Source organism: Burkholderia sp. MSh2, assembly GCF_000731655.1.
Taxonomy (GTDB): domain Bacteria; phylum Pseudomonadota; class Gammaproteobacteria; order Burkholderiales; family Burkholderiaceae; genus Burkholderia; species Burkholderia paludis.
Genome location: NZ_JPGM01000073.1, coordinates 21,894 through 36,342 on the forward strand (window position 1 = coordinate 21,894; position 14,449 = coordinate 36,342).

The 14,449-nt window shown below is 68.3% G+C and carries 11 protein-coding genes; 6 read left to right on the plus strand and 5 right to left on the minus strand.

All coding sequences use genetic code 11. The features are described 5' to 3' along the window. Positions 1–2: 2 nt before the first annotated feature. Positions 3–1,379: an MFS transporter gene (locus GQ57_RS32600; RefSeq protein WP_034200028.1), complete on the minus strand. Its 1,377-nt coding sequence runs from the start codon at positions 1,377–1,379 to the stop codon at positions 3–5. Between the two features lie 247 nt (positions 1,380–1,626). On the opposite strand from GQ57_RS32600, the gene GQ57_RS32605 reads away from it, so the two are divergent. After that, the gene (locus GQ57_RS32605; RefSeq protein WP_034200029.1) at positions 1,627–3,204 is read left to right on the plus strand and encodes an aldehyde dehydrogenase (NADP(+)); all 1,578 of its coding nucleotides are present in this window, start codon (positions 1,627–1,629) and stop codon (positions 3,202–3,204) included. 481 nt (positions 3,205–3,685) lie between these two features. Here GQ57_RS32605 and kdgD read toward each other — a convergent pair whose 3' ends face one another. Further along, positions 3,686–4,600, minus strand: a complete 915-nt coding sequence (gene kdgD, locus GQ57_RS32610) for a 5-dehydro-4-deoxyglucarate dehydratase (protein ID WP_034200030.1) — start codon at positions 4,598–4,600, stop codon at positions 3,686–3,688. Between the two features lie 228 nt (positions 4,601–4,828). Here kdgD and garD point away from each other — a divergent pair, with 228 nt between their 5' ends. Then, positions 4,829–6,382: a galactarate dehydratase gene (gene garD / locus GQ57_RS32615; RefSeq protein ID WP_034200031.1), complete on the plus strand. Its 1,554-nt coding sequence runs from the start codon at positions 4,829–4,831 to the stop codon at positions 6,380–6,382. Between the two features lie 84 nt (positions 6,383–6,466). Here the strand turns inward: garD and GQ57_RS32620 are convergent, their stop codons facing one another. Next, the gene (locus GQ57_RS32620; RefSeq protein ID WP_031402717.1) at positions 6,467–6,949 is read right to left on the minus strand and encodes an Lrp/AsnC family transcriptional regulator; all 483 of its coding nucleotides are present in this window, start codon (positions 6,947–6,949) and stop codon (positions 6,467–6,469) included. 126 nt (positions 6,950–7,075) lie between these two features. On the opposite strand from GQ57_RS32620, the gene GQ57_RS32625 reads away from it, so the two are divergent. From GQ57_RS32625 to GQ57_RS32640, 4 genes are all read left to right on the plus strand, one after another. Then, a complete protein-coding gene (locus GQ57_RS32625) occupies positions 7,076–8,206 on the plus strand; it encodes a branched-chain amino acid ABC transporter substrate-binding protein (protein WP_034200032.1) in 1,131 nt (376 codons plus the stop codon). Continuing rightward, positions 8,203–9,693, plus strand: coding sequence for an aminotransferase class IV (locus tag GQ57_RS32630; RefSeq protein ID WP_081896820.1), 1,491 nt, complete (start codon positions 8,203–8,205; stop codon positions 9,691–9,693). Before GQ57_RS32625 ends, GQ57_RS32630 begins: the two co-directional genes overlap by 4 nt. A 289-nt stretch (positions 9,694–9,982) precedes the next feature. Further along, entirely contained in the window at positions 9,983–10,438 is a 456-nt protein-coding gene (locus GQ57_RS32635; RefSeq protein ID WP_031402719.1) for an RbsD/FucU family protein, read from the plus strand. Between the two features lie 164 nt (positions 10,439–10,602). Then, positions 10,603–11,040, plus strand: coding sequence for a DoxX family protein (locus GQ57_RS32640; protein ID WP_031402720.1), 438 nt, complete (start codon positions 10,603–10,605; stop codon positions 11,038–11,040). Positions 11,041–11,134: 94 nt separating this feature from the next. Here GQ57_RS32640 and GQ57_RS32645 read toward each other — a convergent pair whose 3' ends face one another. Then, positions 11,135–12,445, minus strand: coding sequence for an MFS transporter (locus tag GQ57_RS32645; protein WP_031402721.1), 1,311 nt, complete (start codon positions 12,443–12,445; stop codon positions 11,135–11,137). Positions 12,446–12,759: 314 nt separating this feature from the next. Beyond that, positions 12,760–13,938 carry a branched-chain amino acid ABC transporter substrate-binding protein gene (locus GQ57_RS32650; protein WP_052001551.1) on the minus strand — a complete coding sequence of 393 codons (1,179 nt, stop codon included), beginning with the start codon at positions 13,936–13,938 and terminating at the stop codon, positions 12,760–12,762. Positions 13,939–14,449 lie beyond the last annotated feature (511 nt).

Sequence of the window (14,449 nt, forward strand, 5' to 3'; positions counted from 1 at the left end):
CGTCAGGCGTCGCGATGCCGCAGTTCGACGCGCCGGATGTCCTTCACGATCACGAGATAGCTGAACACGGTGACGAGCGCGTTGAGCCCGACGAACACGAGCGCGCCGTTGAACGAGCCGCTCGCGCCGACGAGGTAGCCGATCGCGATCGGCGCGACGATGCCGGCCGTGTTGCCGAACATGTTGAACAGGCTGCCCGACAGGCCGATCGCCTCCTTCGGCGCGGTATCGGCGACGACCGCCCAGCCGAGCGAACCGATGCCCTTGCCGAAGAACGACACGGCCATCAGCACGATCACCAGCGCCTCGCTGTCGACGTAGTTGCAGCCGATGATGACCATCGACAGCGCCATCCCGCCGACGATCGGGATCTTGCGCGCGAGCGTTAGCGACACGCCGCGGCGGATCAGCCCGTCCGACAGCATGCCGCCGAGCACGCCGCCCAGGAACCCGCAGATCGCGGGCAGCGAGGTCATGAAGCCGGCCTTCAGCAGCGACATCCCGCGCGCCTGCACGAGGTAGATCGGGAACCACGTGAGGAAGAAGTAGGTGAGCACGTTCACGCAGTACTGGCCGAGGTATACGCCGATCAGCATTCGGTTCGACAGCAACTGGCGCACGTAGTACCAGCCGGCCACGCGGCTGCCCCCGGACGCCGCGCCGGCGCCGTGCGGCGCGGATCGCACCAGCCCGCCGCCCTGCTCGATATGTTCGAGTTCCGCGCGGTTCACGGCCGGATGGTCGGCCGGGTCCTTCACGACCCGCAGCCACAGGAGCGCGAGCGCGATGCCCGCGAGACCGAGCCACAGGTACACGTGGTGCCAGCCGTACGCGTGCGTCAGCCACGCCATCAGCGGCGCGAACACCACGGCCGCGAAGTATTGCGCGGCGTTGAAGATCGCCGACGCCGTGCCGCGCTCGGCGGTCGGAAACCAGCTCGCGACGACTTTCGCGTTGGCGGGAAAGGCGGGCGCCTCGGCGATGCCGACAGCGAAGCGCATCGCGAACAGCGCGGCGACCGCGAACGCGGCGCTGCCGCCCAGGCCGATCGTGCTCTGCAGCAGCGTGAACGCCGACCACAGGAAGATGCTTGCCGCGTACACGCGCCGTGCGCCGAAGCGGTCGAGCAGCCAGCCGCTCGGCAGTTGCGCGAGCACGTACGCCCAACTGAACGCCGAGAAGATGTAGCCCATCGTCACCGGATCGATGCCGAACGCCTTGCGGATCGGCGTGCCGGTGATCGACAGCGTCGCGCGGTCCGCATAGTTGAGCGTCGTGACGACGAACAGCATCGCCAGGATCCAGTAGCGCATGGCGGTTCGCCGCGCGGTGTGCGCGAGGTCGTACGGAAGATCGCGAGGGGAGGTCTGATTCGGCACTTTAATGTACGTCGTCGTATGACATGTCGGCAGTTTATTGGCATTGCCTGGCCGCAGAAACCTCGGGTTTTCCCTTTGCGTGATCCTGTGAGAGGGTAATAAATACGGGGATATGCCGGATGCGAAAGGGTTTTGTGCGGGTCGGAACGAGCCCGGATGAGGATGTGAAATTTGATGTTTAGTGGGCGGACATCATATCTGTTGGGCTACAATGGGCGATCCATTCCCGAACCACGGAGCACACCCCATGCAACTGACAGGAGAGATGCTGATCGGCGCCGAAGCGGTGGCCGGCTCGGCCGGTACCTTGCGCGCGTTCGACCCGACGAAGGGCGAGCCGATCGATGCGCCGGCATTCGGCGTCGCGACGCAGGCCGACGTCGAGCGCGCGTGCGAACTCGCGCGCGATGCGTTCGATGCGTACCGCGCGCAGCCGCTCGCGGCCCGCGCGGCGTTTCTCGACGCGATCGCGGATGAAATCGTCGCGCTCGGCGACACGCTGATCGAACGCGCGCATGCCGAAACGGGCCTGCCCGTCGCGCGGCTGCAGGGCGAGCGCGGCCGCACCGTCGGCCAGCTCCGGCTGTTCGCGCGGGTCGTGCGCGACGGGCGCTTTCTCGCGGCGTCGATCGATCCCGCGCAGCCCGCGCGCACGCCGCTGCCGCGTGCGGACCTGCGGCTGCAGAAGGTCGCGCTCGGGCCCGTCGTCGTGTTCGGCGCGAGCAACTTCCCGCTCGCGTTCTCGGTGGCCGGCGGCGATACGGCGTCGGCGCTCGCGGCCGGCTGCCCGGTGATCGTGAAGGCGCACGAGGCGCATCTCGGCACGTCCGAGCTGGTCGGCCGCGCGATCCGCGCCGCCGTCGCGAAAACCGGGATGCCGGCCGGCGTGTTCTCGCTGCTGGTCGGTCCCGGCCGCGTGATCGGCGCGGCGCTGGTCAGCCATCCGGCGATCCAGGCCGTCGGCTTCACGGGGTCGCGGCAGGGCGGCATGGCGCTCGTGCAGCTCGCGAACGCGCGCCCGCAGCCGATTCCCGTCTACGCGGAAATGAGCAGCATCAACCCGGTCGTGCTGTTCCCGGCGGCGCTCGCCGCGCGCGGCGACGCGATCGCGACGGGCTTCGTCGATTCGCTGACGCTCGGCGTCGGCCAGTTCTGTACCAACCCGGGCCTCGTGCTCGCGATCGACGGCCCCGACCTCGACCGCTTCGAGGCCGTCGCCGCGCAGGCGCTCGCGACGAAGCCGGCCGGCGTGATGCTCACGCGCGGCATTGCCGATGCGTATCGCAACGGCCGCGGCACGCTGGCCGAACTGCCGGGCGTGCGCGAAATCGGCGCGGGCGAGGCGGCGCGGACCGAATGCCAGGCGGGCGGTGCGCTGTACGAGGTCGGTGCGCAGGCGTTCCTGGCCGAGCCGGCGTTCAGCCACGAGGTGTTCGGGCCGGCGTCGCTGATCGTGCGCTGCCGCGATCTCGACGAAGTCGCGCGCGTGCTCGACGCGCTCGAAGGCCAGTTGACGGCCACGCTGCAGATGGACGCCGACGACAAGCCGCTCGCGCGCCGGCTGCTGCCGATCCTCGAGCGCAAGGCCGGCCGCCTGCTCGTGAACGGCTACCCGACCGGCGTCGAGGTGTGCGACGCGATGGTGCACGGCGGGCCGTTCCCCGCTACCTCGAACCCGGCCGTCACGTCGGTCGGCGCGACGGCGATCGACCGGTTCCTGCGGCCCGTGTGCTACCAGGATTTCCCGGACGATCTGCTGCCGGAAGGGTTGCAGGAGAGGAATCCGCTCGGGATTCCGCGGCTGCGGGACGGGCGCGCGGAGTGACGGGCCGGATCGGCTGAAGGCGCGATACCCGGCGTCTGCGGAGGTGCGAGGGCACCGGCAGATGTCGGGACGCAAAAAGGCGGAAGGGGCGAGTGAGCCGCTTCCGCCTTTTTGCATCTCCCAGGCGTAGCGCAGTCGATTTCGACGGTGTTTCGATGCGCTTGTCGACCACGACACGTCCGGGCAGATCCTCGACGGCGAATCGAATGCGCGCACTTGTGCACGCACGCAAGGCCGGATCGAGGCTGGGTCAGGTCGGGATCGGGAACGTGCGCCACCGGATCGTCGGGATCATCGCGCGGATGTGACGAGGCCGGACGGCATGCGAGGCGAGGCGGCGTCGCGCACCGCGCTGCGCCGGAGGCGGCACGCATCGCGACGGATGCGTGCGCGGATACCGCGAACGATCGCGACACCGTCGAACCGGCGCGCGACGCGACAACCGGCCGGCGCGGCGCCGTGCCGCGCCGGCCGCGCCCGCTTACTGCGGGCCCATCTGCTTGATCAGCGCGTCGAGCTGCGCGACTTCGTCGTCGGCGAGATCGACGAGCGGCGCGCGCACCGGGCCCGCGTCGTGGCCGACGAGCTTCGCGCCCGCCTTCACGATGCTGACCGCATAGCCCGCGCGGCGATTGCGGATCTTCAGGTACGGCAGGAAGAACGTGTCGATCAGGCGGCCGACCGTAGCGTGGTCGTCCTTCGCGATCGCTTCGTAGAATTCCATTGCCGTCTTCGGGATGAAGTTGAACACGGCCGACGAATACACCGGCACGCCGAGCGCCTTGTAGGCGGCGGCATAGACTTCGGCCGTCGGCAGGCCGCCGAGGTACGCGAAGCGGTCGCCGAGGCGGCGGCGGATCGTGACCATGCTCTCGATTTCGCCGACGCCGTCCTTGAAGCCGATCAGGTTCGGGCAGCGGTCGGCGAGGCGCTCGAGCATGTCGGCGTTCAGCTTCGAATTCGCGCGGTTGTACACCACGACGCCGATCTTCAGCGCGCGGCACACCTGCTCGACGTGCTCGGCGATCCCTTCCTGGCTCGCTTCGGTCAGGTAATGCGGCATCAGCAGCACGCCGCTCGCACCGAGGCGCTCGGCTTCCTGCGCATATTCGATCGCGACGCGCGTCGCGCCGCCCGCGCCGGCGAGGATCGGCACCTTGCCCTTGCAGGTTTCCGTCGCCACGCGGATCACGTCCGAATACTCGCGCTGCGTGAGCGAGAAGAATTCACCGGTGCCGCCCGCCGCGAACAGCGCGCTCGCGCCGTACGGCGCAAGCCATTCCAGGCGCTCGGCATAGGTGGTCGGGCGGAAATTGCCGTCGGCGTCGAAATCCGTGAGCGGAAACGACAGCAGGCCGTGGGAGATGATCTGTTTGAGTTCTTGCGGTGAGGTCATGGTTGGGTCGTCCGTCTAGCGCGAGTGCTGGGTTCGTCGGGAACGGCATACGAGCCACATTGGCGATGTCGTTGTATGTCATCGTACAACGAGGGGAAAGGTGACGCAAGCGGTTTGCTGGTCGCTCGGGAGTAGGGTCTTTCCGGATAAGGGTTTACGCAGCATCGCGGGCGCAGGTTGAATGTCGTATGATGACTAACAATACGGCCGATAGCCTCAGGAATTCCGATGACTGCTTCCCCGCTTTATATCCGCGTGCACCCGAACGACAACGTCGCGATCGTCGTCAACGACGGCGGCCTGCCCGAAGGGGCGACGTTCGCCGACGGGCTGACGCTGCGCGAAGGCGTGCCGCAGGGGCACAAGGTCGCGCTCGCCGATCTGGCGGCCGGCGACCCGGTCGTCCGCTACAACGTGGTGATCGGTTACGCGCTGGCCGACCTGCCGCGCGGCAGCTGGGTCAACGAGCGCACGATGCGCATGCCCGAGCCGCCGGGGCTCGACGACCTGCCGCTCGCGACCCGCGCCGCGCCGCCGCTGGCGCCGCTCGACGGCTATACGTTCGAGGGCTTCCGCAACGCGGACGGCTCGGTCGGCACGCGCAACATCCTTGCGATCACGACCACCGTGCAGTGCGTGTCGGGCGTCGTCGAGCATGCGGTGAAGCGCATCAAGGCCGAGCTGCTGCCGCGCTATCCGAACGTCGACGACGTGGTCGGGCTCGAGCACACGTACGGCTGCGGCGTCGCGATCGATGCGCCCGACGCCGACATCCCGATCCGCACGCTGCGCAACATCAGCCTGAATCCGAACTTCGGCGGCGAGGTGATGACCGTGAGCCTCGGCTGCGAGAAGCTGCAGCCCGAGCGCCTGCTGCCGCCCGGCGCGATTCCGGTCGCGGCCGACGGCGCGACGGACAACGGCGGCGTCGTGTGCCTGCAGGACGCCGCGCATGTCGGTTTCAACTCGATGATCGACTCGATCATGAAGATGGCCGAATCGCACCTCGAGCGGCTCGACCGCCGCCGCCGCGAGACGTGTCCGGCGTCGGATCTCGTCGTCGGCGTGCAGTGCGGCGGCAGCGACGCGTTCTCGGGGCTCACCGCGAACCCGGCCGTCGGCTTCGCGGCCGACCTGCTGGTGCGGGCGGGCGCGACGATCATGTTCTCCGAGGTGACCGAAGTGCGCGACGGCGTCGCGCAGCTCACGTCGCGCGCGGCGAACGAGACGGTTGCGCGCGAGATCATCCGCGAGATGGACTGGTACGACCGCTACCTGCAGCGCGGCCGCGTCGACCGCAGCGCGAACACGACGCCCGGCAACAAGAAGGGCGGCCTGTCGAACATCGTCGAGAAGGCGATGGGGTCGATCGTGAAGTCGGGCAGCGCGCCGATCGCCGGCGTCGTGCGCCCCGGCGACCGCGCGCGGCAGAAGGGGCTGCTGTATGCGGCGACGCCCGCGAGCGACTTCATCTGCGGCACGCTGCAACTGGCGGCGGGGATGAACCTGCACGTGTTCACGACCGGCCGCGGCACGCCGTACGGCCTCGCTCAGGTGCCGGTGATCAAGGTCGCGACGCGCAGCGATCTCGCGCGCCGCTGGCACGACTTGATGGATCTCGACGCGGGGCGGATCGCCACCGGCGCGGCCACGATCGAGGAGACGGGCTGGGAGCTGTTCCGGCTGATGCTCGACGTCGCGAGCGGCAAGCGCCGCACGTGGGCCGAGCAATGGAAGCTGGCGAACGCGCTGACGCTGTTCAATCCGGCGCCGGTGACCTGACGCACGCGGTGGCGGCGGCAGACGACGCGGGCGCCTTCGGGCGCCCGTTTGCATGGCGGGGCGCGTAAGCGCGACGGACGGCCGTCACTCGATGCCGAGCGGCAGCGACAACCCGACCTTCACGCGCGACATCACGACCATCGTCTCGAAGTGGCGGATGTTGTGGTGCTGCCGGAACACGCGCGTCGAGAATTCCTCGTAGTGGTCGATGTCGCGCATCGCGATCATCAGCACGAAATCGGCGCGGCCCGTCACCACATAGCATTGCATGACTTCCGGCAGCGATTTCAGGAACCGCTTGAATTCGTCGAGCAGGTCGACCCGTTCGCGCTCGACCTGCACGAGCACGAGCATCGTCAACGGCAGGCCGACCTTGTTGGGATCGACGACGGCGACGTCCTGCTGGATATAGCGCTCGTCGCGCAGCCGCTTAACGCGGCGCAGGCACGCGGGCGGGCTCAGGCCGATCTCGGCGGCGAGCGCCTGGTTGGTGATCTGGTTGTCGTGCTGGAGGCGCGCGAGGATGCGCAGATCGAAGTCGTCGAGCGGCGCGGCAGTGGAATTCATCGGATTTCCTTGCGGAAGAAAAAACGAAACAAATTCACGAATCGATCCGCCCAATGTTTATCGGATTTCGCGATGGCTGTCGATAATCGTAGCATCCGTCAACGACAAAGCTGCGAGGAAATCGTCATGCGTTCCCGATGTCTGCTGCTGGCGCTTGCGCCGTTCGTACTGGCCGTTCCCGCGTTCGGCGCGGACACGGTCGTCGTGGGTTATGCCGGCGCGCTCACGGGCGCGCAGACGCATTTCGGCGAGGACAGCGCGCGCGGCATCCGGCTCGCGATCGACGAAATCAACGCCGGCCATCCGGAAATCGCCGGGCATCCGGTCACGTTCGCGCTCGACGCACAGGACGACCAGGCCGACCCGAAGGTCGCGACGACGGTCGCGCAGCGCTTCGTCGACACGCACGTCAGCGCCGTGATCGGCCATCAGAATTCGGGGACGTCGATCGCCGTCGCGCGGCTCTACGCGACGGCGAACATCGCGGAGCTCACGCCGTCGGCAACCAATCCGGCGTTCACGCGGCTCGGCTATCGCACCACGTTCCGCCTGCTCGCGAACGACGATTTCCTCGGGCAGGCCGTCGCCCGCTATGCGCTCGGGCAACTGCACGCGCGCCGCATCGGCGTCGTCGACGATCGCACGGCGTACGGGCAGGGCATCGCGGACGTGTTCGTCGGCGCGCTCGGCGCGTCGGGCGCGAGCGTCGTCGCGCGCGAATACACGACCGACAAGGCGTTCGACTTCGGCGCGCCGCTGACGCTGCTGAAAGGCAAGGCGCCCGATGCGATCTTTTTCGGCGGGATGGATACGCAGGGCGGCCCGATGCTCAGGCAGATGAGGAAATTGCGGATGGCCGCACCGCTGCTCGGCGGCGACGGCCTGTGCACGCACGAGATCCTGAAGCTGGCCGGCGAGGCGCTCGACGGCAACCTCGTGTGCGCGGACGGCGGCCGCAGTCTTGCGAAGATGCCCGGCGGCACGGCGTTCGCGGCGCGCTTCTCGCAGAAGTTCGGCGTACCCGTGCAGCTTTACGCGCCGTATGCGTACGACGCGATGATGGCCGTCTACCACGCGGTGATGCTCGCGCAGTCCACGGATCCCGCGAAGATCGTCGATGCGCTGCATCGCGTCGACTTCCAGGGGGTGACCGGCCGGATCGCATTCGACGCAAACGGCGAACTGCGTCATCCGGCCGCAACGATTTCGACGTTCAAGGGAGGCAACAAGGTGACTTTGTCGGAGGTAGTCAAATGAATACGCGGATTCTTCCCGTGGGCACGGCGTCGCTGCGCGACGTCGCCCGTCCGGTCGACGACGTCGGCGCGCCCGCGGTGCGCGAAGCCGCACGCGCATTGAATGCCGCGCTGCGCGCGTTTCGCGACGAGCACGGCTTCGGCCGCGCGGTCGCCGCGCCGCAGATCGGCATCGGGCAGCGGATGATCGCACTCGCGCTGGACGGCTGGCCGGACGTGATCGTGAACCCCGAGATCGTGTGGCGCAGCGACGCGCGGATGACGCTGTGGGACGACTGCATGTGCTTTCCGGAGCTGTTCGTGCGCGTCGAGCGCCACGCCTCCGTGAGCGTGCGCTACACGACGCTCGACGGCGAGTCGCATCGGCGCGACGCGTTGTCGCCCGACGTGTCGGAGCTACTGCAGCACGAGATCGATCATCTCGACGGCAAGCTGTCGTTCGATCGCGCGACGGGGCCGAATGCGGTCGTGCATCGCAGCGTGTTCGACGCCGACCGCGCATCGTTCGCCGCGCAGGTCGACCATGCGCCGGGTGTTCCCGAGGCGGCGCAAACCGCATCGCACGGCGCGCCGCCCGTCGAGGCGCTCGCGTTTCCGCGCGGCGCCGCGTACATGAACGGCCGCTTCATCCCGATCGCCGACGCGCGCGTGTCGGTGCTCGACTGGGGTTTCCTGCATTCCGATGTCACGTACGACACCGTGCACGTCTGGAACGGCCGCTTCTTCCGCCTGGACCAGCACATCGCGCGGTTCAGGCGCTCGCTGGCGAGGCTGCGGCTGAACGTGCCGCTGAGCGACGATGCGCTGCGCGACATCCTCGTCGAATGCGTGCGCCGCTCGGGCCTGCGCAACGCGTACGTCGAGATGCTGTGCACGCGCGGCGTGTCGCCCACCTTCAGCCGCGACCCGCGCGACGCCGTGAACCAGTTCATCGCGTTCGCGGTGCCGTACGGCTCGGTCGCGAACGAGCGGCAGTTGCGCGAGGGCCTGCACCTGCACGTGATCGACGACGTGCGGCGGATCCCGCCCGAATCGGTCGATCCGCAGGTCAAGAACTATCACTGGCTCGATCTCGTCACGGGGCTGATGAAGGGCTACGACGCGGGCGCGGAATCGGTCCTGCTGAAGAGCACCGACGGCGGCATCGCCGAGGGGCCGGGATTCAACGTGTTCGTCGTGCGCGACGGCCGGCTCCGGACGCCCGATCGAGGCGTGCTGCACGGCATCACGCGGCAGAGCGTGTTCGAGCTGGCGGCGTCGATGGGTATCGACGCGCAGGCCGCGCGCATCGACGATGCGCAACTGCGCGACGCGGACGAGGTGTTCATCACGTCGACGGCCGGCGGGATCATGCCCGTCACGCGGCTGAACGGCGCGGCGATCGGCGACGGCCGGCCGGGCCCGCTGACGCGTCGGCTGTTCGACGCGTACTGGGCGAAGCACGAGGATCCCGCGTGGAGCCTCGCGGTCGATTACGCGGCCGGCTGAGCGCGGCCGTGCCGGCGCGTTGCCCCGGCGGCCGCTGCCGCCGGGCGACGGAGGGCGATGCGTTCGGCGGGCCGCTGCGGTTCTCGCGGGCGCGGCGGCGTCCGGCGGCGCGGCGAGCTGACGGGCGCGGGCATCGGCGGCGGCAATGCGTCGGGCTGCCGCGCGACGGTCGCGGGGTGCATCGACGAGATGCCGGGCGCGGCGTCGTGACGCGAGCGACGGATGCCCGGCGGCTGCCGGGATCGGGTAACGTTATGCGATTCGTTCCTGATCCCGGAGACTAGCCGACATGCTGAAGAATCTCGATCCGCTGCTGCACGCCGACATCCTGCACACGTTGCGCGCGATGGGCCACGGTGACGAAATCGCGATCTGCGACGCGAATTTCCCGGCGGAATCCGTTGCGGAACACACGGTGGTCGGCCGAGCGTTGCGGATCGACGGCGCCGATTCGGCGCGCGTCGTGCGTGCGGTGCTGTCGGTGCTGCCGCTCGACACGTTCGTCGACACGCCCGCGTGGCGGATGGAAGTCGTCGGCGACGCCGCGGCGGTGCCGCCTGTCCAGCGCGAGGTGCAGGCCGAGATCGATCGCGCGGAAGGGCGCGCGGTGCCGCTCGCGGGGATCGACCGTTTCGCGTTCTACGAGCGCGCGCAGCAGGCTTACGCGGTGATCGTCACGGGCGAGCTGCGCGGTTACGGCTGCTTCGTCTTCAAGAAGGGCGTGCTGTTGAGCGACGCGGGCTAAACGCTCGATTCGTGCCGCCGCCTGTGGGGCGCGCGGCCGCCGCCGTGTAAAGATTTGCTACAACCTTTTTCTTGGACCCGGCCGCAACTCTGTCTATGCTGGCCCATTTGCCGCCGGCCCCGCGGGGCCGCGCGGCCGGCCGAATTGCATACGAGGAGAAAGGCATGATGCGTCCCGTCGATTCCGGCGTCATTTTTTTCGCGCGCCTGGCGCTGGCGGCGTTGTTCCTGTGGGGCGGCGTGATGAAGCTGCTCGGCTACGGCGATTTCATCGGTTACCTGCATGGGCTGAACGTGCCTTATCCGCAGGTGATCGGGCCGGTCGTCGTTGCGATCGAGGGGCTCGGCGGGCTGCTGCTGATCGTCGGCTACAAGGTCAGGCCGCTGGCACTGCTGATGGCGTTCTACACGGTGGCGACCGCGATGGTCGGGCACAATTTCTGGGACGCGACGGACGCCGCGATCCAGCACGACATGGTGATCCACTTCTGGAAGAACATCGCGATCGCCGGCGGTTTCCTGCTGCTGTTCGTCACCGGCGCCGGCGGCATGAGCATCGACGGCCTGCGCCGGCCGAGCTCGACGTACCGCGTGCTGCGCTGATCGGCACACCCGCCGTCGCGACGCCGCAAAACAAAAGGGCCGAACCCCTCGGGATTCGGCCCTTTGTTCATCGAGCGGGCGGGAGCGCCGGCGCTCAGTGTGCGTCCTGCACGTCCTTCGCATCCTTCGAGAACTGCACGGCGATCGCGCCGAGCACGCAGATCGCCGCGACATACACGACCGGCGCGAACGGGTTCGACTTCATCATCAGCGACACGATGACCGGCGTGAGTCCGCCGAAGATCGCATACGCGACGTTGTACGAGAACGAGATGCCCGAAAAGCGCACGACGGCCGGGAAGCTCCTGACCATCACGAACGGCACCGCGCCGATCGTGCCGACCATGAAGCCCGCGATCCCGTAGTAAAGCGGCAGCGTCGATGCGTCGGCCGCGACTTGGACAAACAGCAGGTAGTAGCACGCGGCCAGCCCGATGCCGCCGATGCCGAGCACGCGCTTCGCGCCGATCCAGCCGGCCAGCGAACCCGCGGTGATGCAGCCGGCCGTCAGGCACAGCGTCGCGACGCTGTTCGCGAACAGCGTCGTCGCGGGCGTCAGGTGGAACTGCTTTTGCAGCAGCGCGGGCGTCATCAGGATCACGACGACGATCGCGGCCGACAGCATCCACGTGAGCAGCATCGACACGATCACCGCGCGGCCATGGTCGCGCAGCACGGCCTTCAGCGGAATTTCGGCGGCGAGCGCCTTTTTCGCCTTCATCTCGGCGAACACCGGCGTTTCGTGCAGCCAGCGGCGCAGGTACACGGAGAACAGCCCGAACACGCCGCCGAGCAGGAACGGAATGCGCCACGCGAACGCGGCGACCTCGGCGGTCGAGTAACGGCTGTTGATGCCGGCGGCGACGAGCGAGCCGAGCAGGATGCCGGCCGTCAGGCCCGCTGTCAGCGTGCCGCACGCGTAGCCGATGTGGCGCGACGGCACGTGCTCGGACACGAACACCCACGCGCCCGGCACTTCGCCGCCCACCGCCGCGCCCTGCAGCACGCGGAACAGCAGCAGCAACACCGGCGCGAGGATGCCGATCGTGTCGTAGGTCGGCAGCAGGCCCATCAGCAGCGTCGGCACGGACATCATCAGCACGCTCAGCGTGAACATCCGCTTGCGGCCGAACAGGTCGCCGAAATGCGCCATGATCACGCCGCCGAGCGGACGCGCGAGATAGCCGGCCGCGAAGATGCCGAACGTCTGCAACTGGCGCAGCCAGTCGGGAATGTCGTGCGGGAAGAAAAGCTGTCCTATCGCCGGCGCGAAGAACACGAAGATGATGAAGTCGTAGAACTCGAGGGCGCCGCCAAGTGCGGCAAGGCCAAGGGTCTTGTAGTCGCCGCGCGAGAGCGGGCGTTCGGCGGCGCGAGGCGCGCCGCTCAATTCGGAAGCTTGCATGGTCAGGACGATCGGTATTCGAATGTTGTTGTCGGTGCTGCGTCTCCAGGGCCCGCTATCGGCATGGACTGGCAAGGCGCGGCTTGCGTCGTCGGAAGCGTGCCGCGTGCCGGATGGGGCGCGAGGCGCGCACCGCCGCACCGGGATGGGGCGCGGCGGGGACGATGCGTGAAAGCGGGTGGGAGGATTCTACAGGAGCGCGAAATGCGTGCGCGCGGATGCGCACCGAGGATCGTTTCGGACCGCGAAGCCGAAGCGCGCGGCGCCGGCGGCCGGTGGGCCGCAGGCGCGCCGCGCGGGCGGGTGCAGGCGTATCAGTTGCCGGCGATCGTATCGACCGGCTTGAACGCGCCGTGCTCGACCTTGTAGATCGTCACCGGCGCATCCTTCAGGTCGCCCTTCGCGTCATACGCGATGCTGGGGGCCGACACGCCCTTGATCGACACCTTGCCGAGATACGGCGTATAGACCTTCGGATCGGTCGAGTTCGCGTTCTTCATCGCGGTGAGCAGTGCGATCGTGCCGTCGTACGAGTAAGGCGAGTAAGTGATCACGTCTTCGTTGAAGCGCGCCTTGTAGCGCGCCGCGTAGCCGGCGAAGCCCGGCATCTTTTCCTTCGGCAGCCCGCCCATGTAGACGATCGCGCCTTCGGCCGCCTCGCCGCCCACCTTCAGGAACGTCGGCGAGCGCGACATCTCGCCCGTCACGAACGCCGACTTCATCCCGAGCTGGCGCATCTTGCGGATCATCGGCGACGATTGCGCGTCCCCGCCGCCGTAGAAGATCGCATCCGGGTTCATCCCCTTGAGGTTGGTGAGGATCGCGGAGAAATCGAGCGCCTTGTCGTTCGTGAAGTCGCGCTTGACGATCGTGCCGCCCGCCGCCTCCACGGCCTTCGCGAACTCGTCGGCGATGCCCTGGCCGTACGCGGTGCGATCGTCGATGATCGCGATGCGCTTGAAGCGCAGCGTCTTCACCGCATACGTGCCGACGATGCGGCCGGCCTGCGCGTCGCTCGTCAGCAGCCGGTAGGTCGTCTTGTAGCCGCGCGCCGTGTATTGCGGCGACGTCGCCATCGAGATCTGCGGCAGCCCGGCGCGATCGTACAGGTCGGACGCCGGAATGCTGGTGCCCGAGTTGAAGTGGCCGATGATCCCGCGCACGTTGTCGTCGATCAGCCGTTGCGCGACGGTCGTGCCCGTGCGCGGGTCGGCCTGGTCGTCCTGCGAGTCGAGCTGGAACGTGACGGGCTTGCCGTCGATCGTCGGACGCGTCGCGTTGAAATCCGCGATCGCGAGCTGCACGCCTTTCTGCATGTCCGTGCCGTAATTCGACTGCGGGCCGGTCAGCGGTGCGGCGAAACCGATCTTGACGACGTCGGCGGCGATGGCGTGCGCGCCCGACAGTGCGCAGGCGGCGGCCAGCGCGACGTGCGATACCTTCAGCTTCACTTTCACTTCCCCTTGATGGCGTGGTTGGGCTGCCGCCGGCATGCGGGCCGGCGGCCGGTGCGAGGGCCGCACGCCGTCCGCGAGCTGTGCCGGAATCGGCGTGCGCGATGACGGATGCGGCGAGCCGTGCGTGCCGATTGCTGCAGCGGCGGGATGTCGTCTCGTGACCGTGAAGCGAAGTCTAGATAGCGAAAATGTGGGCGTCTTGCGTGTTCGATGCGTGGCCGGCGACGATATCGGCATATCGTCGATAACCCTGATATATGCTGAAATCGTCACCTGGAATGCGCAAACGCGCCAAGACGCGGGGCGTCCGCATTTTTAGGATGGTGGGTTCGCGCGTGCGTGCGGCGCAGTGTGGCGGGCGGCAGGCCGGCAGCGGCGCATGCATGACGGCATGCGGCTTTCCGGCGGGTTCGTCGCCGCATGCCGGTTGCCGTACGCGCGACGCAGCGGTTGCACGCACAACATGTGCCGCGACGCGACGCAACGCCATCTGGCAGGCGGCGCGCCGACGCAACTGCCGCCCGCTTGCCCGCCTCCGGCGCACCGC